The organism is Corynebacterium ulcerans (assembly GCF_900187135.1).
GTDB classification, from domain to species: Bacteria; Actinomycetota; Actinomycetes; order Mycobacteriales; family Mycobacteriaceae; genus Corynebacterium; species Corynebacterium ulcerans.
In genome coordinates, this window is sequence record NZ_LT906443.1 from 2,269,169 (window position 1) to 2,289,856 (window position 20,688).

Here is a 20,688-nt window from a genome sequence, read left to right on the forward strand (position 1 = left end):
ATGACTACACAGCGCAAGCGTGACGCTTTTAGCGCAGCGTATCGCAGCTATTATTCCGCAGTGCTGTCTTACATACGGCGGAGGACAGACGGCGATAACGCAGAAGATCTGACCGCAGAAGTGTTTACGCGAGCCTGGAATCGATGGGATAGCAGGAAGGGGACAGAGCTTCCTTGGATTTATGGCATAGCGCGCCATGTGGTCTTAGAGCACTACCGAGTACGTGACAAAAATGCGGCGATTGAAAGAGCCGTGCAAGAAGCGTCTTCGGGGTCTGCTACACCAATGCAAGAAGTTGATGAGCGTTTTACTATCTGCTCGGCTCTAGAGCGGTTGAACCTATCCGATCGAGAAATACTGGCGTTGCATGCGTGGGAAAATCTGGAGCCTGCAGAGATAGCTCAAGTGTTGGGAATATCCGCTAACTCAGCGCGAGTCCGGTTGCATCGTGCTCGCCATAGACTTGCGAACCTTTTATACAGTACTTCTGGTACTTCTCATGGAGAGTGCTCATGACTCGCGATTTTCATCCCCGGGGGGTCCCCGACGAACAACTGGCTTGGCAGCTCTCGGATGCTCTGAAGAAAGCAGATCCTGCGCCAGATCATGGCTATCATGCTCTTTCCGCGGCAGAAAAAGCCACCGCAGAACACAATCTTGCTCGCATTATGAACTCGGAAGGTGCTGCCGGAGCCAACGTGCGTGGATTATGGGGGAACAGACAACGAAGGTTTATTGCTGTCGCAGCCGCGGTTGTTGTGATCGCCGTCGGCGGTCTATCCTTGCCCAGTCTTATTGATACTCACCCGGCGCAGGCTTCTGCTGCAGAAGTTTTACGAGCAGCCGCGGTTAGCGTAGGACAACAGCCAGAAGCTGCGGCTGTGGCAATCACAAGCAACGATTATTTACGTCGAGTAGACAAGAATGACTCGGGGGAAGTTATCACTCAGTATGAAGTGGCCCCGTCGGGGGACGTCACCCCCACAGTCACGGTCAAGGGCACTATCGACGTCGCCCTCACCGCCATTGCAGATAATCCGGCCCCGGTGGTCTCACCGGAGAGCGTTAATACTCGGCCCCTTGAACCGTTGATCCGAGAGACTTTTGGCAGCAGCGATGGAGAAAAAGTTCGTGGTGCGTTATCTCTTTTGCTCATTCCTGGTGTGCATAGTCACGTTAAGCAAAAGCTTTATGAGTATTTGGCGGCTATCCCCGGTAATGAGCTCGCCCATGTTAAGTCTTCACAGACCAGGGTGCGAGGTGATGATGAAATCGTGTCGGTTATCCGAGAACGCGATCAGCTGAGTTTTGACCTCCTACCGGCGACCGGACAACTTGTTCGCGTCACTGGTTTATATGCTGGTGTGGAAACCACCGTTGACGCTGCCGGAATTCTCGATTGTGTGCGGGTAAGCGGTCTCGATGGTCCAGAAAATCTGTCGTTGAGCTGCGCCGACGGGAACTACACGATTAATGACATTTCCTGGAATAAATGGGGCGGAGATCAAGCGATAGGGCACGGCACTGCGTGGATTAATGATTGCAAAGAGACATGCGCTGAAGGAAAGTTTCATAGTTTCCCCGTTACTCTCACCGCACACGATAAGCGGCGGTGTGGCTACAACTTGGATGTTTATACAAAACTAGACCTGGATTATGGGCGACAAGAATCAGCCCCGGACAACGAGACTATTCCTATCACCTGTGCCGCAGATTTCCTTAACCAGGAACAACACTGATTTTTATTGCACACATTCCAGACAGAGATCAGTATCCTGGGCCACATGGCAAAAGAACGCTCAGAAGAGAAAACTACCAAGGCACCCAGAAAGCTTTCCAAGAAAGCCTACGAGAAAGAACTCAAAAAGCTGCAGGCTGAACTTGTAGATATGCAGCAATGGGTAGTAGAAACAGGTGCTCGCGTTGTCGTGATTATGGAGGGACGCGACGCTGCGGGTAAAGGATCTGCCATTAAGCGGATAACACAGTACTTGAATCCCCGCACTTGCAGGATTGAGGCGCTTCCCGCGCCTAACTCGCGAGAACAAGGGCAATGGTATTTCCAGCGGTATGTGGAAAAGCTCCCCACCGCTGGAGAGATCGTTATCTTTGATCGCTCATGGTACAACCGTGCTGGCGTGGAACGGGTGATGGGCTTTTGTGATTCGCAGGAGTATCGTCGCTTTTTGCACCAAGCGCCTATCTTTGAGCGTCTTCTGGTAGAAGACGGTATTATGCTGCGGAAATACTGGTTCTCCGTATCTGATGAGGAACAGATTAAGAGATTCGAGTCGCGTCGTAGCGATCCTCTGCGGCGATGGAAACTTTCACCGATGGACCTCCAGTCCATTATGCGGTGGGAGGAATACTCGCGTGCTAAGGATGAGATGTTCATTCATACAGACATTCCCTCAGCGCCGTGGTACACCGTGGAGTCAGAGGATAAAAAGCGCTCACGCATCAACGTGATTAGCCACCTTCTCTCCACTATTCCTTATGAAAAAATTGACCGACCTCTGCCAGAGATTCCTACACGTCCGCCTCAGGATAAAGACTATATTCGGCCACCACGCTCTGACTTCCGTTATGTTCCCGACGTAGCAGCGAAGTTAGAAGAGAAAAAGACAAAGCGTAAAAAGAAGAAATAATCCGCCTTTGTCTCTTTGTTAAGACACTCGTGCTTATATCGCACCGATGGCAAGCTCAAGCTTGCTGTCGGTGCTTTTATAGAACTAGCGGAGAGAAGCGGGGCGGGACTGAACCTTGAGCCACACAAAGAACCCCCACAGAACAAAGGCCCCATAGACCAGATACAAGATAGCCGAAGGATAGTAACCTGCAGCGAGTAGGAGAGGGACGCCGACAACATCGACCCCAATCCAGATAAGCCAGAATTCTGTCCAACCACGGGCCATCCCATACGTGGCCAGCATTGAGCCGGTGAAGATCCATGCATCGGCCCAGGGACCCCATGACCCGAGGGCCGTAAAGACCCACGCAAAGAAAACAGTGCCGACGACGGCTACCCCCACCATCATCCAGCGCTCTGTGTTGCTCGCCCAACGCGGCTGAACAGCAGAAGACTCCTCGGCAGGCTCGCTCACAATGGAACGCGAAGGGTCTGTTTCAGTCGATTCACGCATACCGCGTTTCTTGGCCTGAGACCACTGCCACCATCCGTAAGCGCTAACCACGAGGAACATGACTTGGCGGCCAGCTTGTCCGTACAGGTCTAGGTTCTGTGGAGTATGAAAGACCCCTCCCAAAAAAACCGTGAACAGCAATAGGTTGCCCACTATTCCAATCGGCCACGCCCAGACGACGCGTTTCATGCCTCCATATGCGGAAGCTAAACCAAAGAGGTTACCGATGATCTCGCGCCAGAGAATGGGGACTCCGCCGATGAGGAGGGTGGCGTCGAGAAGCTGTGATAGAGGGTTCATAGTAGAAGGAGGATTCCTTGGTCTCGCCTAGGCGCTAGGGGTGCGGGCTTCCAGAGCATCGAGAATGCCCGATACAACGTGGATCACGCCCTCATCTGCATGAGAGGGGGCCACCGCATCGGAGATGCTTTTGATCGTGGGATGCGCGTTATCCATGGCGTATGAGGTGCCAGCTGCTTGCAATAACTCAAGGTCGTTGAGGAAATCACCAAATGCGAGGGTATCGCTCATATGGGTGCCAGTGGCTTCCGCGAGGGCCTGTAAAGCGACTCCCTTGTTGGCCTCGGGGTTCATCACGTCAATCCAATGACGGCCAGAAACTACCACGTTGAGTTCTTGAGCGGCTGAGCGGATAAGCGGGGCTGCGATTGACTCGGCATCAGCTTCAGTAAAAATAGCTAGTTTTACCACGGTATCGTCAACATAAGAATGTAGGTCATCGACCTGCTCTAACCGCGCGTAGTATCGGATGCTTTCAGCCAAAAACTGTTTGTGCTTTTTATGCATAAAAGCGCCGTCGACGCGGCAGAGGATGAGACCCCACGGAAGATCCGTGGTATCCATCATCGCAATGACCGCGTGAGCCAGATCCCGATCAATGGTGGTGACGGACACAATGGAACCCTCGTGGTAGACAACGGTTCCATTTTCAGCGATCACAGAGAGCTGCTTGGTGCTGCGTTCAAATTGATTCAGAAGCGTATACAGTTGCCTCCCGCTTGCAGGAGCAAAAATGATCTCGTGCTCATGCATCCGTTCGAGGAGCGGCCAAAAAGACTCGGGGATTTCATGCTTGTGATTGAGCAGAGTTCCGTCCATGTCCGTGGCGATAATGCGAGGGGTCATCTGTTCCTTCTAGCGTTGTTAAACCGCACGACTGCGTCTTTGCGGGATTACGGGCGTGCAACCCGCAGAATGTGCGTTACTAGCCTACCGCTGACTACCGTCGGACACATTTTCGCCGTCAGTCTGTATCACCTGATTGGAAAACCTACTGCAATTATTCAAGTGATGTGCAACACTGGGGGTTATGAATGCAATAGACGACACATACCGCGATCGGGGAGTAGTCAACGTCTACGTGGAAAACACCACGGGAATTATCGAGCTGAACCGACCCAAAGCCCTGAATTCTTTGAACCAAGACATGATCGATCGGATCGACCAGGCCTTAGATGCATGGTGGGACGATGACGCCGTCCACAGAGTTATTGTGTATTCCACCTCAGAAAAGGCATTTTGCGCTGGCGGTGACGTGCGCACTAGTAGGGAACAGATCCTTGCGGGGAACGGCTGCGCAAGCGACCAGTTCTTCGCCGACGAATACGAGATGAATAACAACATTGCGTTGTTCCCCAAGCCCTATATTTCGCTTATCGACGGCGTAGCTATGGGCGGGGGACTCGGAGTCTCCGTGCACGGCTCCCACCGCGTCATTAGCGAGAAAGCTTTTGCTGCGATGCCAGAGATGGCTATCGGATTCAACCCCGACGTGGGGGTTCCCTTTATGCTTCAGCGGATGACAGGCCTCAAGGGCTTTAGCTCGTTGCCCCTAGCCAATTTCCTCGTCTTAACCGGCTGGCGCATGAGCCCTGCAGACATGATGTGGGCAGGAGTAGCGACCGACTTTGTGCCAAGCGCTGCATTTGCTGAGTTCCGCGAAATGATCATCGCCGAATCCTTGGATGAAGCTCTGGAAGCTTTTTCCACAGACGCGCCGGGAGAATCGGAGCTAGAAAAGCTCTACCCCAACATCGAGAAAACCTTTAACTTTGATACCTGGCCTGAAATTGAGCATGCCCTAGGCGCACATCCTGATCGGGTATTTGCTGCTCAGGTTGCTGAATTGCTCAAAGGGGCAAACCCGGAGTCGCTTGTAGCATCCACCCTTTTGATGCGAGCATCAGCGCTGTGTTCAACGTTGCGGGAAGAACTCGACCACGAAGTCGCTTTGGGTGAGCACATGCGCGCAAACCCCAATTTCGCAGAAGGGGTCCGCGCAGTGCTGGTAGATAAAGATAGAGAGCCTCACTTTGACCCCAAGGTCACAGAGGCTGTTGACCCGGAGCCTTTTGAAAGAATCCTTGGCTTTCTTGACTAGTTCACCCCGACGATAGCTCCATTGGCGTCGAAAGAGACGAGCACGCTTCCATCCGAACAACTGAGGCGAATCGTATAGCCATCAAACGCCGATGGGGCGATGCCGCGGAAATGTGCATAGGTGGAGATAGATCTCTGAGTATTCACCATGGAGGGGAGAGGACAGCTAAGGGTGGCTGCGATAGAAGCTTTTGTTGCTGCTGGCAATTGGAGCCGGGGTGACTGTAATAAGAGCATGACGCGGCGACCGTCCGGTAAGGAAGCCACTGTGTGGACCCACTCTCGGAGGATGGGTTTTGCTACGGACTCAAGCGCGAGTTCTTGGGCGCGGTGCAGCGGAATGGGTTGTCCTAGTAGCTCAGGTATACCGTTATCCATTGCGAAAGCCTTGAGGCCTAGTGCTCGCGTTACGCTGGGGGAGTGCATGAGTTGTTCATCGTTCCACGCCCATGTCCAGTTGTCATCTACTACGGCCAGAATCGTGGCCTCTGCGGTTGCTGATTCTCCATAAGCAGATTTGATGGTTGCGGTAGCTGTACGTGGATCTACGGTCACATGCGCGTCGGGATAGGTTCCTTCAAATAAAAGCTGATGTTCGGCGGATACCAGCGCCGCATCTGATTGGACGTTGGAGAGTGAGAGATTCTTTCCGTTCCATTCGGGGCAGCTTACTGCGCCTCTGGCGATATCTATGCACGCGGCCTCTCCGCTAGGGGAAGATACCTCAAGATGATCGGAATCTTCGTGAAAACTGAGTCCTCGCTGGGCAGCGTATGCCAGGACGGCTCTCTTGAGCGTGTCCGGATCAGCGGCAAGTAGCCTGCCCAAACCTACGGTTAATGCTGCAGATATGGATAAACGAGGGAGCACGTCGGTCAGGACTACTACGTCTAGTGTGCCGTCGTCGAGCGGCACCAAATATGCAGGACCATTGCCGTTGAGAGTTCGTGCGGCCGCCACAAGCTCATCGCTTGCCGGTTGTGTTAAAGAAAGCTCAGGGATATCAAATGTGTATTCCTGGGCCCATGTCCACACACGTTCAGAATCGATATGGGCAGCTAGGACACCTTCATAAGTGTGTAGTCCACGTCGAGTATGGAATTGGACTTGGTAACCGGTAGGCGTGGCATTGAACTCATATTCGTGTACGTACCCGAGTAGTTGAGTGAATGCTTCAGAAATTTCAGCTTGGGAAATAACGCCGTCGATGATCACATCGTTGAAATCTATGGGGGCAGGTAAAAACATTCGCAACAACCTTTCAAGATAGGGAGACATAGTGACGGGTACGCCAAGGTGAAGCGGGGCGTTTTACTGTTAAGAGGGATACTTCACGGGATACAAAGGGGCTACGGCGATTCAATTCCCCGTGAAAGGTGAATGATCTTCAGCTCATCCTAGCGAACCTAAGAAAAACAGGTCCGGTCAGGTGGTGAAACTGCCGATTCTTGTGCACTCGCAGTAGAGAAATACGTTCACATGCGGGGCATTAAGGGGAACAAGTGCAAGCACAAAGAACATAAACATCGATGAACACTTTTAGGTGTGGTTTCCCACGATTTTTTTAAAGTGGGTGTCCTTTGAGTGAAGCCTTGCTAGAGTGAGGACTTAGCTGAAGTGATCGGGAATGCCGGTGAAAATCCGGCAGCGGACCCCGCCACTGTAACTGCACAAGAAAGCCTCGTGTTCTCACTGCGCTAAGCGGGAAGGGAACAGAAACAACGGCAGCAGTAGCCAGGAGACCGGCTTCAGCACATGTATATCAGGCTTGCGGGGATTCGAGCCCAGAGAGAAAGCAGTATGCAATTATGCGCTTGAGTGTGGCTTCCAAGGGATTGAGCCGAATACGGTTCTCCCATCGATATAGTCCGCCGTGGGGATATAAGACTTTGTCGTCCGCTTCCGTATAGCGCTTCCCTAGTGCGACAAGGAGTAGCTGGTTGTAATCCCAGATGAGGTTCTGGGATATAAAGACGGCGTTCACCCGCTCCTACATTGTTGTAGTTTTCTTTTCCTAAAAGAAGGTGAAGGTCTCCCCGGAGTCGAGGTGTGAAAAGATGTCAGCTTTTCACACGTGGCACAATCTCGGCTAAGGGATCTTGGGCACCGATCTTCATTAATTCTTTAAGGAAAGAGGGCTATGCATAGGGCAATGGGGTTGAGGACATGTGTTCATGTCTCGCAGCAGTCCTCACTTCTCGCGTGGCCGTGGCAGTCCGCGCGTGTATTGCCTGTATGGGGCGGGTGGCGCACCACATAATTGAAAAACTCAAGGTGCGGACTCCGAGGAGTCCGCACCTTGAGTGCTTGTATGAGAGCTTAGATCTGATCTGAAGGAATACGCTCGGGGAGAACCTTGGGGCGTGCGCCAGCTACATGCTCAACAATGCGGATAACCTGGTTTGAATATCCGAATTCATTGTCATACCAGACATAGAGCACAAGGTGTTTCCCGTTAGCAATGGTGGCAAGGCCGTCGACGATACCTGCATGGGTGCTGCCCACAAAGTCGGACGACACGACTTCGGGGGAGTTGATATAGGAAATTTGCTGACGCAGATCCGAATGCAGCGCGACTTTGTCCATGAGTTCATTGACCTCATCGCGCGAAGCTTCCTTCTCCAAGGTGAGGTTGAGCACCGCCATGGACACATCGGGGGTGGGGACTCGGATGGAGTTGCCGGTGAGTTTGCCTTCGAGCTCAGGGAGAGCCTTTGATACTGCCTTTGCCGCTCCTGTTTCCGTTAACACCATGTTTAGGCCAGCGGCGCGCCCGCGGCGAGCCCCCTTATGGAAGTTATCGATCAGGTTTTGATCGTTGGTAAAGGAGTGCACGGTTTCTACGTGACCATTTTCGATGCCATAGTGATCGTTGATCACCTTGAGGGTAGGTGTGATCCCGTTGGTGGTGCAAGAAGCCGCGGTGACAATCTGATCAGAATCGGAAATGTCGTTGTGGTTGATGCCATAAACAATGTTCTTGAGATCACCCTTGCCCGGGGCCGTGAGGATGACGCGTTGGACGCCTTTAGCGCTAAGGTGCTGGCTAAGCCCTGCGCGATCACGCCAGACTCCGGTGTTGTCCACCACGATAGCGTTGTTGATGCCATAAGAGGTGTAGTCGATGGTGGCGGGATCATTGGCGTAAATCATCTTGATTGCGGTGCCGTTAGCCCAGATGACTTCATTGTCCTCATCAACCGTGATGGTGCCGTTGAATGCGCCGTGAACGGAATCGCGTCGTAGAAGGGATGCGCGCTTGATGATATCGCCATCGCCCTTTTTACGAACCACAATGGCACGGAGTCGAACCCCACCATGAGCGGCTTCACGCGCGATAAGGATTCTGGCTAGGAGACGGCCAATTCGACCAAAGCCATAGAGAACTACGTCGGTAGGCTCCTGCTCGGAGTTGGCACCAATGACAGAAGCAAGCTCAGAGGAGAGGAATTGCTCCAGTTCACCACCCTGCTCGCGATAAAGCACGGCGAGGCGACCTAGATCGATTGATGCAGTTCCCAGGTTCAGGCGTGCTACCGCTTCCAGGATTGGGAGAGTGTCGGCGGGAGAAAGTTCTGTTTCTGTAGCTAAGCGTGAGTAGCGGTGTGCCTTGACGATGTCGATGTCGGTGACGTCGATAAGCAACCGGCCAAAGACGGAGACAACCACGTTGTTGTTGCGGTGTAGCTGTCCAATCAGGGGCAGCATCTTTTGTGCGGATTCGAGCTTATCGTTCCAGTCCTGTGCCATGGGAGGTAGAGGTCCTTAAGTAGTGTCGAAGTGTGAAATCGAGCGGCGACATCCAAATCAGTCGCACACCCCCGCAATGTTAGTGAAAGAAGCGGATAGGTCGGATATTTCTTGTGAACTTTTCCACTTAAGGTACACCCTAATGGGGGGGAAGAGCTTACTACTTTGTAAAGATTCTTGTGGAAATTAGTGTTATGTAAAGGTGGGTCGGGGTGGTGTGTGATACATGCCACTTAATGTTTGTCGTTCTATGAGGGGTGCGGATAACGGAGAATCTGAAAGACCTTTAAGAACCAATGAGCGAGCTTCCGGAGGTACAGACGTGCGGAGGGCGTTGTAAAAAGAAAAACTCATGAAGTGAAATCCTGGACAAAGAACATAAAAGTAGTCCGGGCTGATGTGGGTTTTCTTGGTGCTTTGGATTTGAACATAGACCCATATCAGGCGTGGTACCAGCTTGCAATTCGCGGCGACGCGTTGCGTAAGTTTGACGGAAATCCGTACACTCGTTAAGGCTGTGATCAATGATCACACTGTCAGTGATTTTTAAGACGAGGGAGTCTTCATCGTGTTGCACGCTGTGAGCTATGCTCTCATGGACTCCGTTAATGTTTTGCTCATCGGAGTCATTGTTGCGGTGGCTCTCCTAGTGCCTCGCGGGGGGCGCTACGGAAAAATAGTATCGCTTTTGATCTTGGGGGATTGGCTAGGCGTTTTTCTTCTTTCAATCCCCACTCTGGCGCTGTTTCATTCGATAGAAGATAAGGTCCGCGCTTTCATAGATTCGCCTGTGTTTGGCGTGATCTTGATAGTGACAGGTATCGCCGGAGCAATTCTTACATGGCGAGGTGGCGACTCAACAGGATTAGTGCAACGCTTACTTGAACCATTGCGTACGCCAAGCCTGAAGACGATGGTGGTGGGTTTTGTCTTAGGGGTGGCGCAATCGATCACGTCGATTCCATTTTTCACAGGGCTGGCCTATCTTGCCACCGGTGATTACAGCAGAACATTCAGTTACATCGCATTGTTCCTTTATGCGTCCCTTGCCCTGAGCCTTCCGTTTTTCTGCGCAGTAGGCGTGGGATTTGTGCGTGCGTTCCCAGAGAGCCCCTTGGGTAGAGCTTTTGAGTGGGCGCGGTGCAATAGTGACCGCGTAGCCCTGTGGGCCGGTTATCTGGTGGCTATCGCCCTGGTGCTCATGGGAGTTTCGCATCTATAGCGGGCTTTTCGACGCCCACGCTGTAACACAAACTCCCTAACCCCTTCCTACGCGCGGTTGCATAGCTAGGCTGTGAAGAATGACAACTCTTTATCCGGTAGCTGACCCAATTGGCGAATCACATATTGAACGCGACGGACAGCGTATTGCCTATACAGAATATGGAAATCCGCAGGGCATCCCAGCAGTCTTTATCCACGGCGGTCCTGGTGGCGGAACGACAAAAGAAAACGCAGGATTTTTTGATCAGGATAAGTACCGGGTCATCTTGATCGATCAGCGTGGCTGCGGAAAATCCACTCCACATATTGCAGATCCGGACATTGATCTAGAAGCAGCCTTGGCGGTGAACACCACGCACAAGCTAGTCGAGGATATAGAGGCGATACGCCAGCAACTCGGAATAGATAAATGGCTGGTCTTTGGTGGTTCGTGGGGTTCTACTTTGTCCCTGAAATACATCCAAACGCATCCAGACCGTGTGCTTGCTGTGGTGCTTCGGGGAATCTTTATGCTGCGAAAAACCGAGTTGGATTGGTTCTATAACGGGGGCGCCGCACACTTATTCCCTGACAAGTGGGAACGGTACCTCTCTGTCATCCCAGAGGATAAAAAGCCTGCCGCAGATGATCTATCAGGAGCGACCCACCTTGCTGGTGTGGACTTGATCGCGGAGTACCACAAACTTCTCCATTCGAGCGATCGCGCCGTGGCGCTCGAGGCTGCTCGTGCGTGGAGTGTCTGGGAAGGATCGACGTCTTTCCTAGAGATTCGAGACACTCAAGACCATGAGGATGAGCGCTTTGCCTTGGCGTTTGCACGCATTGAGAACCATTACTTTGTTCATCAGGGCTTTATGCGCGACGGTGAACTGCTAGAACCTGCCAATATCGAACGCATCCGGGATATCCCCGCGGTGATCGTCCAGGGGCGTTACGACGTTGTCTGCCCGCCCGTTACCGCATGGAATCTGCACCGGGCATGGCCAGAGGCCGAATTCCATTTCTCGCCGACGTCCGGACACGCTGCGAGCGAAAAAGAAAATGTTGCTGCTCTGGTAGCCGCAACGGATCGTTTTGCAGAAGAACTATCGAGGTAAGCACAAAAAAGAAAAGGCCGTAGTTCATTCTCACAGGGACTGCGGCCTTTCTGCTTATCGTGAGTGCGTGATTAGTCTGCAACCATGGGCAGAAGCTCGAACTCTGGGTGCTCTTTTTCTATGAAAGCGAGTTTCCACTTATCTCCAAAGAGGGCTACGAGCTCACCGTCGGTTCGCTGGAATACTTCCACACCGCGCTGTTTGGAAAGCTCTGTTGCGGTTTCGGGCGTGGTACGTCGAGCAACGGAGTAGGGGATGGGATCTGAGATGGTCTCCACGTTGTATTCGTTTTCCATCCGGGCCATCATGACCTCAAACTGCATGGGGCCAACCGCAGCCATGACCGGGGCAGCATCGCCGCGGGCATCATTTTTAAGGATTTGAACAACGCCCTCGGCAGCAAGCTGGTCCAATCCTTTGCGGAATTGCTTGTACTTTCCTAGAGACTTGGCTCTGAGGATGCGGAAATGTTCTGGGGCGAATTGCGGCATTGGCGGATATTGGACTTTTCGCCCTTCAAAGATCGTGTCACCGGGTGCTAGGGCACCAGCGTTCACGAGACCGACGATGTCACCTGGGTAGGCGGTCTCCACAGTGGAACGGGTTCGACCGAAGACCGTGAGCGCGTATTTTGTGGAAAAACTACGCCCCGATTGCGCATGGGTAACCTGCATGCCACGATCAAATTCCCCAGATACGATGCGCATAAACGCTAGGGAGTCACGGTGGTTTTTATCCATGCCAGCCTGGACCTTGAAAACTACGCCGGAGAAGTCATCGGTGACGTCGCGTGACTCGTCGATTGCTGTCGTCGCATCGGAGATCGCTTTAGCGTCGGATGCTCGGCCGCTAGGAGAGGGGGCGAGGCTACAGAGAGTGTCCAAAATCTGATGGACACCAAAGTTCAGCATTGCAGACGCAAAAATAAGTGGAGAGGTAGTGCAATCGAGGAAGAGATCCTGGTCGTGTATGGCTCCGTCTGCTGCAAGAAGCTCGGCTTCTTCCACCGCGGTTTCCCACGCGCTTTCTTCGCGTTGTTCGGCTTCTTCCGGAGCATAGTGCTCTTCAGGCGCAATGGTAGAGCCGCCGGCCGTGCGTAGGAAGTGGATGTATTCTGCGGCTTCACCATCTGCGTTGATGCGAGCAAGCCCACGGAAGTCTCCGGCATCTCCTACTGGCCAGAAGAGCGGGGTGGGTTGGAGGCCGATTTCGTTGACGATCTCGTCGACAAGCTCTAGTGGCGTGCGACCTGGGCGGTCCCACTTGTTAATGACGGTGACAATGGGGAGGCCGCGGGCTTTACAGACGCGGAAGAGCTTGAGGGTTTGTGGCTCAAGGCCTTTGGCGGCGTCGATAAGCATGACTGCGGCATCGACGGCGGTGAGTACTCGATATGTGTCCTCAGAAAAGTCTGCGTGACCAGGTGTATCCACCAAGTTGATCACAAAGGGCTCGCCTTTGTGCCCCTCAGGAGCGTACTCAAACTGCAGTGCCGAGGAGGCAATGGAGATACCGCGGTCTTTCTCCATATCCATCCAGTCGGAGACAGTCGCCTTCCTACCGGCTTTGCCGTGCACGGCGCCAGCCTCTGCAATGACGTGCGCATGCAGTGCGAGGGCCTCCGTCAGCGTGGACTTACCTGCGTCTGGGTGGGCGATGACTGCAAAAGTTCGGCGACGTGATGCTTCGCTGGAAAGAGTACTCATGGTTGATAAGGATAATCGCCTTGGCGCAATGTCCCGAATCCACCTGACCCCTCCTACTCGCAGACATGAGCATGGAGGGGTGAGGGGGCTCGGTGAAAGATCAATGAGTGGCGTCTGGCTGGCCAAAATGGATGCCGAGCATGGACTCGGTGCGCGTGAAAAGAGTGTCTGCGGCCCGTTGTGAACGTGCCAGCGGATTGACCACACCAGGACGAAGCTTGTCGTTGTAGTAGAGGCCTGATTGCCACGTGATAGTGGGGGTGCCGTCAATAAAATACGCCAGGTTTTTTCCACCTTGTTCTGCAGAAATACTCAATTTGCTGGCCAAGGGGTTCTTGTAGAAGCGGCTAAGGAAGCCATGTGATTCTTGGGCGAAGTTGGTGAGTACCACGCCTGGGTGGAATGAGACCGCGCTGATTCCGCGATGCTGAAATTTTTGATGTAGCGACCTCGCAAACAACAAGTCTGCGAGCTTGCTGGTGCCATAGGCACGGTTTGTTTTGTAGTCTTTGACCCCCATGAGGTCATCAAAATCCAGGCGACCAAAGAGCACATTGGCCAGACTAGAGGTCATAATAACGTGAGCGTTTGACTTCTCAAGGAGGGGGAACAGCTCGTGGGTGAGCAGAAAAGGTGCCAGGTAGTTGATCTGGAACGTTTGCTCAAAACCGTCTTCAGTGATGATGGGGCCATCGAAGATACCGCCAGCATTATTGGCAAGCACATCGATACGATCGCAAGCAGCTAAGAGATCGTGGGCTAATCGACGTACATCGGTGAGTGAGGAATAGTCCGCGCAGAAAAATTCAGCCCCGACAGCTTCCGCTATAGCTGCTGTTTTCTGTGGATTCCTTCCCACTAACACCAATCTATCGTCTGGGTGCTGCGCAGCTAGTAGCCGTGCTGCAGCTGCCCCGATTCCGTCACTTGCACCGGTAATCACGATTGTTCGCATGTTTTTAGCTTAGCTATGCGGAGTGGATTGTGTGTTGTGCCTGTGCGATTCCGGCACTGACAACAAGCCGCACCGCTTCTGCAGACCGTGCGATCATGGTGTCAAGAGCCTCATCATGCTCAACATCGCCGAGGACATAATCCGGCACAGACATCCCCTTCGGCGGACGCGAAATTCCCATGCGTATCCTCAGGTAATCGCGGGTATTTAACAATGCGCTGCTTGATTTAAGGCCATTGTGGCCGTTTTCATTGCCTCCCTTTTTGATACGAACAGTACCGTGGGGAAGGTCCAACTCATCATGCAGAATAATGATGTGATCTGCTGCAATGCCGTATTCTTCTGCGATAGGGGCGATCGCTTCCCCCGAGTTGTTCATGTAGGTGGTGGAACGCAGCACAGCGATCTCGTGTTGACCAATCTTAAGACGTGCTTCCTCCACGGGTAAGCCTCGCCGCTGGGTGAGCGGGGTGCCCTCTAGGAGAGCGTCGACAGCCATGTATCCCACGTTGTGTCGATTTCTGGCATAAGTGTTTCCCGGGTTACCAAGTCCGATGACGATCCACTCGGGGGTCGGGCGATGAACAGCTGTCTCCGTGTGCGGCTGATTGAACGCTTTCTTAGGTGTGAAGATACGCTGCAACAATTCTCTAAACGTCATACATTTCGTCTTTCCACTAGCATGCGACTATGACGTCGCGGATCCTGGAAAAGCTTAGCTGTCCTATCATCGGTGCTCCAATGGCAGGCGGCCCATCAACTCCCGCGCTTGCTGCAGCTATTTCTAACGGCGGCGGATTGGGATTTTTGGCCTCAGGAAACAAAGATGTCGCGCTACTCGTACAAGATTTACGAGACTGCGCCCAGCTGACAATGGGAAAACCTTATGGGGTTAATTTTTTCTACCCGCAGCCTCATCACACTGACCCTGATGCGCTCGATCGTGTTCAGCAGATCGTGAAAAAAGAATGTGAAGCGGTGGGGGTGGATCAACCGGATATACCCACTGTTGACTACTCGAATGACTTTCTTGCAAAGCGTGAGGCAGTCTTTACTGCGTGCGCAGAAGGCTACGGGCCCACAGTAGTGTCTAGTTCCTTTGGGTGTTTTACTACGGAAGAGATAGGGCAGTTCCATAGCGTGGGCGTGGAAGCATGGGTATCAGTAACCAGTGTGCGGGAGGCAGAAGTAGCTCTATCTCGTGGCGTTGACGCCCTTGTCGTACAAGGACATGAGGCAGGAGGACATCGCTTGACGTGGGATGCTCGCGAAACACCGAGTGTCTCCTCAACCGCAGAACTGTGTACTGTGCTTCATACACAGCACCCCGATGCGGTGCTGATCGCGGCAGGCGGAATCAGAACACCCAAAGATGTGAAAGCCACTTTGGTTACGGGGGCTAGTGCGGTGAGTTGTGGTTCGGTCTTTCTCCTTTCCCAAGAAGCGGGAACCAGCAGTGCAAATAGAACGATGGTCAGTGCAGGTGGGCCGACCCTGAGTAGTCGAGCTTTTTCTGGACGGGTGGCGCGCGGGATCGCAACGAAGTTTTCCCTTTCCCATCCCGACCTGCCATGTTCCTATCCAGAGCTTGGCATCATGATGTCTGGATTAAGGAATCGGAAAGGTTATGAATATTGCCTTGTTGGTGAGCGCACTGAGCTCATTTGCCCAGGTACAGTGCAAGAAATACTGGACTATCTCACGGGCGAATAAGTCTTCCACTTCGCGCCATGTACTTAGGAAAGGTTTAGCTCTTATATAGTGGTCGATTATGGGCATGGATAAAATTAGAAAAGCTGCACGTAAAGGCAAGCACAAGAAGAAGTGTTGCCGAGACAATCCGCGCTGTAAAACCTGTGCGGTGGTGCTCAAAAGGTTAGATAAGCAGGGGGCATTTGAGCTAGACGACGCTGCCCTGGCTAAAGCGCTTAAGAAAGCCCGCCGTTGGTAATAATCCGCTCAACTTCGTCTGCGGCATCGGCACACGCGATAGGGATTTCCACCAGTTCCTTCTTGCTAAAAGGTTTGAGAACAAATGCTTTAGGTTCCATGCGGCCGGGCGGGCGTCCTATTCCTATTCCTACTCGGATGTAGTCTTTCGTGCCCAATGACTGGGTAATGGAACGCAAGCCATTGTGCCCATGATCACCGCCCCCACGTTTTGCTTTGACTTCGCTGAACCCGAGTTCGAGGTCGTCGAAAAGCACTATCACCTGGGAAGCGGGAACGTTGAAAAAATTCGCGATTGACCGCACTGGGCCACCGGAGAGATTCATAAAGCTGCGCGGCGTGGCAAGGATGACTTTTGTAGTTCCGATCCTAGTCTCTGCTGCCATCATATTGGTTTTTTTATGTGCACTGAGCTTTGCTGGCATAGGGGAGGTGCGGGTGAGCAGCTCATCGATTGCCATATAACCGATGTTGTGGCGAGTTGTTGCGTATTGCGGGCCGGGATTGCCAAGGCCAACGACGAGAAAAGGTGAAGTCACGGTTTCTTATTGTGGCAGTAAAAAACCAGCCCACAAAAATGCGAGCTGGCTTTTTACGTAAGTAAGCGAAAAAAGTTTACTCTTCGCCCTCAGCCTCAGCTTCTGCGGACTCAGCAGCTTCGCCCTCAGCGGACTCCTCAGGCTCTTCAGCAACCTCTTCGAAGGAAACGGTAGCAATGACGAACTCAGGATCAGCAACCAAGGTGGTGTTTGCTGGGAGGGAAAGGTCGCCGGCGAGGACCTTGGAATCAACCTCAAGGCCTTCAACGGAAAAAGCGATCTCTTCAGGGATGGAGAGAACGTCTGCTTCAACGAGAACGGTGTCAGCATCCTGGATCAGGGTGGTGCCTGGTGCGGTCTCTCCCTGGAGTGCAACAGGAACCTCAACCTCAACCTTCTCGCCACGCTTGATGGCTAGGAGGTCGACGTGATCAGCGTTGAGGGTCAAAACGTTCTGATCAACGTGCTTGACCATAGCGAGGTGCTTCTCGCCTTCGATATCAAGATCGAGAACAGCGTTGGAACCGTGTGCACGAAGCAGTGCGTGGAGCTCAAGGATGTCTACGGAGAAGTGAAGTGGTGCTTCAAGATCGGTGCCGTAGATAACACCAGGAACCTGGCCAGCAACACGCAGGCGGCGAGCAAAGCCCTTGCCAAACTCGGTACGTGGCTGAGCTGAGATGGTTGGGTAGTTAGCCATGAAAATTCTCCTCAAATATTTTATGAAGGTGAAAACTTCGGCCGCACCAAAAGAAAATGGCCTGCGGCCGACTCGAATGTCTTGGTCGAGTCTTCGCAGGCTTAAATAAGCTTTAAAAACGATCGCGTCGATAACGGCTCCTTACAAGGCGCCCTCGCCGAGACTCGGCTACGATACCACCAATGCCGCCGCGGAATCAAGCTGAAAAATGTACATGATCAGCGTGGCTGAGGCATAACTGCGGTAGGTGACTAGGAGCTTATTGTTCCCTAGTCCACGATTCGCCAGATACTTACGCTCAAAGGTGCAACACTAAGTTTTCCCTCGCTTATTGCAACAGGAGGGTTTTCTCCCACGTAATGATGTCGCGCAAAGATCTCCTCGTAGCTACCGGGTTCCACTGGCGCGTGAAATTCTGTGTTGGCAAAGTTGATAGCGACTAGGAAGGGGGGTGTGGCAGTATCGGATGCTTCCACCGTGTACACCAACTGACGTGGGGTAATAACCGTGGCCACGGTGGTATGCCGGATCTCCTCGAAAGAGTTGAGTCGCATAAAACCGTGGTCGTTACGCATGGCTATGAGTTCGCGAAGCAGATCGACAGAACTATGCAGGCGCCCCGCGCGGTCATAATCAAAGTGGTTGATGTGGTCTGGGGATGCGTAGGAATTTTCGTCGCCATACTTGGTGCGAGCAAACTCTTGTCCTGCGTGGATGAAGACAATGCCCGCAGCAAGGAACTGGACCTCCATGGCTAACTGGCATCGCTGGATCAACTCGGCTTCTTCTGCCTCAGGCAATGCGATGCGGAGGCGATCAAACAACGTGTGATTATCGTGTGCTTCAACGTAGGCAACCGATTGCTCTGGCGCAGTAAAAGAGATTCCTGGTAGGTGCTGGCCACCTTTGATGTTGTTAAAGAGTGTCCACATGAGCTGGGGATCGTGGGATCCGGTAAGTAGACCGGGGCGTTCTTCTCCAAAAGTGCTGCCCTTGAGAGTGTCTCGGAGGGACTCATTAAAGTGTGCAATCCTTGGCATATGCTCTGCATTGCCCTGGTGTGCGGGAAGAACCCCCTCGGGGTGGTTTCCCATGGGCCAGCCTTCTCCCACGATGATGATAGAGGGGTCGATACTATCCAGGCGTTCGCGCACCAGATTCATGGTTTCTACATCGTGGATTCCCATGAGATCAAAGCGGAAACCATCGAGTGCGAATTCCTTGGCCCAGTATTCAACCGAATCGAGGAGGAATTTTCGCATCATGGGTTCTTCTGAGGCGGTTTCATTGCCACAGAAAGTTCCGTCGTAGAAGGTTCCCTCTGGAGTCATCCGGAAATATCGGCCGGGTGCTGTGCGCTCTAAGGGTGACGATGACGTGGAGTAGACGTGGTTGTACACCACATCCATGATCACGCGTAAACCAGCTGTGTGGAGGGCATCGATAGTGCGCTTAAGCTCTGTGATTCTGCAGGCAGGGGCTGTGGGGTCGGTGGAGTATGAGCCCTCGGGAACGTTGTAATTTAATGGGTCGTAGCCCCAGTTGTACTGGGCGTCAAAACTAAGGTCGCCGGTTTCATCGATCGACTCGAAGTCAAAAATTGGCAGTAGCTGTACGTGGGTTACTCCAAGGGAACGGAGATAATCGAGACCACTGCGGTTACCTAACGCTGTGCGCGTACCGGGTTCTACAAGCCCTAGAAAAGTTCCTTTGTGCGTGATTCCGTTGTCTGGTCCGATAGTGAGATCACGAATGTGTGCCTCGTAGATGACTGCATCTAGCGGGGAACTAAAAGCAGGCATTCGTTGCAACGGGGTTCCGGGGGCGAGAACAACACCTTGATCGCCGTTTGCGGTGACTGCCCGCGCATAGGGATCAACAGATTCGACGACCTTACCCTGGTCAAACTCAAGGCGATACATATAAACCGCGTTCTCGCAGTCTCCCGAGACGACGGTTTCCCATGTGCCTTTGCTTATCGACGCCATCGCGATGCGCTGACTATCCGATTCCCGGTTAAGAATCAGATCTACCTTGTGAGCTGAGGGAGCCCATACTCGGAAAGTCGTGGCAGTTGGGGTGTAGAGGGCACCAAGCTGCCCGTCGTATGTATCAGAGGCTGGTGAGGGGAGGGAATCGTGCATCAGAAATCCAACGAAAAATCAGGGGAGAAAGTCAAAAGGGCGACGGGCATGGCTAAGGCCTGGTACACGAGGCCGCGTACCAGGCCTTGACGTGGTTTTAGGCTTCGCCCTCAAACAGGGTGGTTACGGAGCCGTTTTCAAAGATCTCATGGATCGTCTTTGCCAAGAGCGGAGCAATGGACAATACCGTGAGGTTGTCCCAGCCCTCATCGGACTGCGGCAGCGTGTCAGTGGTGATCACTTCTTTTGCACCGCACTGGGAGAGACGCTCGCGGGCAGGGCCGGAGAACACACCATGGGTACACGCGATGATGACGTCTTCAGCGCCGGCATCGCGGAGGACTCCCACGGCGCCGGCGATGGTTCCACCGGTATCGATCATGTCATCGAGCAAGATTGCAGTCTTACCCTTCACATCGCCGACCACGCGGTTAGCCACAACCTGGTTGGCTACGTCCACGGAACGAGTCTTGTGAACGAAGGCGAGGGGGGCGTCGCCAAGCGTATTAGCCCATTTTTCTGCGACCTTCACACGGCCGGCATCAGGGGAAACAACCACGACGTTTTCTAGGTCGTACTTGCCCTTGATGTAATCGGTCAGGATCGGCATAGCGTGCATGTGATCGACGGGGCCGTCGAAGAAGCCCTGGATCTGATCGGTGTGGAGATCGACTGCAACGATGCGGTCAGCGCCAGCAGTGCGCAGCAAGTCTGCGACCAAGCGGGCGGAAATCGGCTCGCGGCCGCGGTGCTTCTTATCCTGACGTGCATAAGGATAGAAGGGGAGAATCGCGGTGATGCGCTTTGCGGAGCCGCGCTTGAGCGCATCAATCATGATGAGCTGTTCCATGAGCCACTTGTTAAGCGGCTGTGCGTGGGACTGCAAAACAAAAGCGTCGCAGCCGCGGACGGATTCCTCAAAACGGACGAAGATCTCGCCGTTAGCAAAGTCGCGGGCGGTTGTCGGGGTGGTGCTGATACCTAGTTCATTAGCGACGGCGTCGGCAAGAGCAGGGTGGGCGCGACCAGTGAACAGCATCAAATTCTTCTGGTTTGCGGTCCAGTTGTGCGAAGTCATGG

21 protein-coding genes and 1 riboswitch are annotated in these 20,688 nt (G+C 53.2%); of the genes, 9 read left to right on the forward strand and 12 right to left on the reverse strand.

Annotation, left to right across the window (positions count from 1 at the left end; genetic code table 11):
- From CKV68_RS10310 to ppk2, 3 genes are read left to right on the forward strand one after another with little or no spacing between them, the layout of a single operon-like run.
- On the forward strand, positions 1-516 hold the full coding sequence (locus tag CKV68_RS10310) for an RNA polymerase sigma factor (protein WP_013911111.1): 516 nt from the start codon (positions 1-3) through the stop codon (positions 514-516).
- On the forward strand, positions 513-1,739 hold the full coding sequence (locus CKV68_RS10315) for a hypothetical protein (protein WP_014836167.1): 1,227 nt from the start codon (positions 513-515) through the stop codon (positions 1,737-1,739). The genes CKV68_RS10310 and CKV68_RS10315 overlap by 4 nt, the downstream gene beginning before the upstream one ends.
- A gap of 45 nt (positions 1,740-1,784) precedes the next feature.
- Positions 1,785-2,648 carry a polyphosphate kinase 2 gene (ppk2, locus tag CKV68_RS10320; protein WP_013911113.1) on the forward strand — a complete coding sequence of 288 codons (864 nt, stop codon included), beginning with the start codon at positions 1,785-1,787 and terminating at the stop codon, positions 2,646-2,648.
- A gap of 84 nt (positions 2,649-2,732) precedes the next feature.
- On the opposite strand, the gene CKV68_RS10325 is transcribed toward ppk2, so the two are convergent.
- The gene (locus CKV68_RS10325; RefSeq protein ID WP_014836169.1) at positions 2,733-3,443 is read right to left on the reverse strand and encodes a nicotinamide mononucleotide transporter family protein; all 711 of its coding nucleotides are present in this window, start codon (positions 3,441-3,443) and stop codon (positions 2,733-2,735) included.
- A gap of 27 nt (positions 3,444-3,470) precedes the next feature.
- Positions 3,471-4,289, reverse strand: a complete 819-nt coding sequence (locus tag CKV68_RS10330; RefSeq protein ID WP_014525523.1) for a Cof-type HAD-IIB family hydrolase — start codon at positions 4,287-4,289, stop codon at positions 3,471-3,473.
- Between the two features lie 184 nt (positions 4,290-4,473).
- Between CKV68_RS10330 and CKV68_RS10335 the strand changes: the two genes are divergently transcribed.
- Positions 4,474-5,544: an enoyl-CoA hydratase/isomerase family protein gene (locus CKV68_RS10335; protein ID WP_095076151.1), complete on the forward strand. Its 1,071-nt coding sequence runs from the start codon at positions 4,474-4,476 to the stop codon at positions 5,542-5,544.
- Here the strand turns inward: CKV68_RS10335 and CKV68_RS10340 are convergent.
- From CKV68_RS10340 to CKV68_RS10350, 3 genes are all read right to left on the reverse strand, one after another.
- A complete protein-coding gene (locus tag CKV68_RS10340; RefSeq protein ID WP_013911117.1) occupies positions 5,541-6,791 on the reverse strand; it encodes a DUF6882 domain-containing protein in 1,251 nt (416 codons plus the stop codon). The genes CKV68_RS10335 and CKV68_RS10340 overlap by 4 nt on opposite strands.
- Before the next feature lie 350 nt (positions 6,792-7,141).
- Positions 7,142-7,308, forward strand: a riboswitch (cobalamin riboswitch).
- On the reverse strand, positions 7,306-7,527 hold the full coding sequence (locus CKV68_RS10345; RefSeq protein ID WP_029975015.1) for a hypothetical protein: 222 nt from the start codon (positions 7,525-7,527) through the stop codon (positions 7,306-7,308). It overlaps the preceding riboswitch by 3 nt.
- A 335-nt stretch (positions 7,528-7,862) precedes the next feature.
- The gene (locus CKV68_RS10350) at positions 7,863-9,293 is read right to left on the reverse strand and encodes a glyceraldehyde-3-phosphate dehydrogenase (RefSeq protein WP_029975014.1); all 1,431 of its coding nucleotides are present in this window, start codon (positions 9,291-9,293) and stop codon (positions 7,863-7,865) included.
- Positions 9,294-9,650: 357 nt separating this feature from the next.
- On the opposite strand from CKV68_RS10350, the gene CKV68_RS10355 reads away from it, so the two are divergent.
- The 3 genes from CKV68_RS10355 (at position 9,651) to pip (ending at position 11,614) form a co-directional block, all read left to right on the forward strand.
- Entirely contained in the window at positions 9,651-9,806 is a 156-nt protein-coding gene (locus CKV68_RS10355; RefSeq protein ID WP_230588403.1) for a hypothetical protein, read from the forward strand.
- A gap of 55 nt (positions 9,807-9,861) precedes the next feature.
- Complete coding sequence (locus tag CKV68_RS10360; RefSeq protein ID WP_013911121.1) at positions 9,862-10,515, forward strand: membrane protein; 654 nt, start codon at positions 9,862-9,864, stop codon at positions 10,513-10,515.
- 79 nt (positions 10,516-10,594) lie between these two features.
- Positions 10,595-11,614 carry a prolyl aminopeptidase gene (gene pip, locus CKV68_RS10365; protein WP_029975013.1) on the forward strand — a complete coding sequence of 340 codons (1,020 nt, stop codon included), beginning with the start codon at positions 10,595-10,597 and terminating at the stop codon, positions 11,612-11,614.
- A 71-nt stretch (positions 11,615-11,685) separates the two neighbouring features.
- Here pip and CKV68_RS10370 read toward each other — a convergent pair whose 3' ends face one another.
- The 3 genes from CKV68_RS10370 to pth (CKV68_RS10380) all read right to left on the reverse strand — a co-directional run bounded on the left by CKV68_RS10370 (position 11,686) and on the right by pth (CKV68_RS10380) (position 14,936).
- Positions 11,686-13,320, reverse strand: coding sequence for a peptide chain release factor 3 (locus tag CKV68_RS10370; protein WP_013911123.1), 1,635 nt, complete (start codon positions 13,318-13,320; stop codon positions 11,686-11,688).
- 100 nt (positions 13,321-13,420) lie between these two features.
- Positions 13,421-14,275: an SDR family NAD(P)-dependent oxidoreductase gene (locus CKV68_RS10375; protein WP_095076152.1), complete on the reverse strand. Its 855-nt coding sequence runs from the start codon at positions 14,273-14,275 to the stop codon at positions 13,421-13,423.
- Between the two features lie 13 nt (positions 14,276-14,288).
- Positions 14,289-14,936: an aminoacyl-tRNA hydrolase gene (gene pth, locus CKV68_RS10380; protein WP_013911125.1), complete on the reverse strand. Its 648-nt coding sequence runs from the start codon at positions 14,934-14,936 to the stop codon at positions 14,289-14,291.
- A 29-nt stretch (positions 14,937-14,965) separates the two neighbouring features.
- Between pth (CKV68_RS10380) and CKV68_RS10385 the strand changes: the two genes are divergently transcribed.
- Both CKV68_RS10385 and CKV68_RS11460 read left to right on the forward strand, forming a co-directional pair.
- On the forward strand, positions 14,966-15,988 hold the full coding sequence (locus CKV68_RS10385; protein ID WP_095076153.1) for an NAD(P)H-dependent flavin oxidoreductase: 1,023 nt from the start codon (positions 14,966-14,968) through the stop codon (positions 15,986-15,988).
- Positions 15,989-16,046: 58 nt separating this feature from the next.
- Positions 16,047-16,226 (forward strand): hypothetical protein, encoded by a 180-nt coding sequence (locus tag CKV68_RS11460; RefSeq protein ID WP_013911127.1) that lies wholly within the window; start codon positions 16,047-16,049, stop codon positions 16,224-16,226.
- Here CKV68_RS11460 and pth (CKV68_RS10395) read toward each other — a convergent pair.
- The 4 genes from pth (CKV68_RS10395) to CKV68_RS10410 form a co-directional block, all read right to left on the reverse strand.
- A complete protein-coding gene (gene pth / locus CKV68_RS10395) occupies positions 16,204-16,764 on the reverse strand; it encodes an aminoacyl-tRNA hydrolase (protein ID WP_029975008.1) in 561 nt (186 codons plus the stop codon). The two genes, CKV68_RS11460 and pth (CKV68_RS10395), sit on opposite strands and share 23 nt — an antisense overlap.
- Positions 16,765-16,840: 76 nt before the next feature.
- Complete coding sequence (locus CKV68_RS10400; RefSeq protein ID WP_013911130.1) at positions 16,841-17,464, reverse strand: 50S ribosomal protein L25/general stress protein Ctc; 624 nt, start codon at positions 17,462-17,464, stop codon at positions 16,841-16,843.
- 269 nt (positions 17,465-17,733) lie between these two features.
- Positions 17,734-19,608, reverse strand: a complete 1,875-nt coding sequence (gene pulA, locus CKV68_RS10405) for a type I pullulanase (protein ID WP_095076154.1) — start codon at positions 19,606-19,608, stop codon at positions 17,734-17,736.
- A 97-nt stretch (positions 19,609-19,705) separates the two neighbouring features.
- Positions 19,706-20,686, reverse strand: a complete 981-nt coding sequence (locus CKV68_RS10410; RefSeq protein WP_013911132.1) for a ribose-phosphate diphosphokinase — start codon at positions 20,684-20,686, stop codon at positions 19,706-19,708.
- Positions 20,687-20,688: the final 2 nt, after the last annotated feature.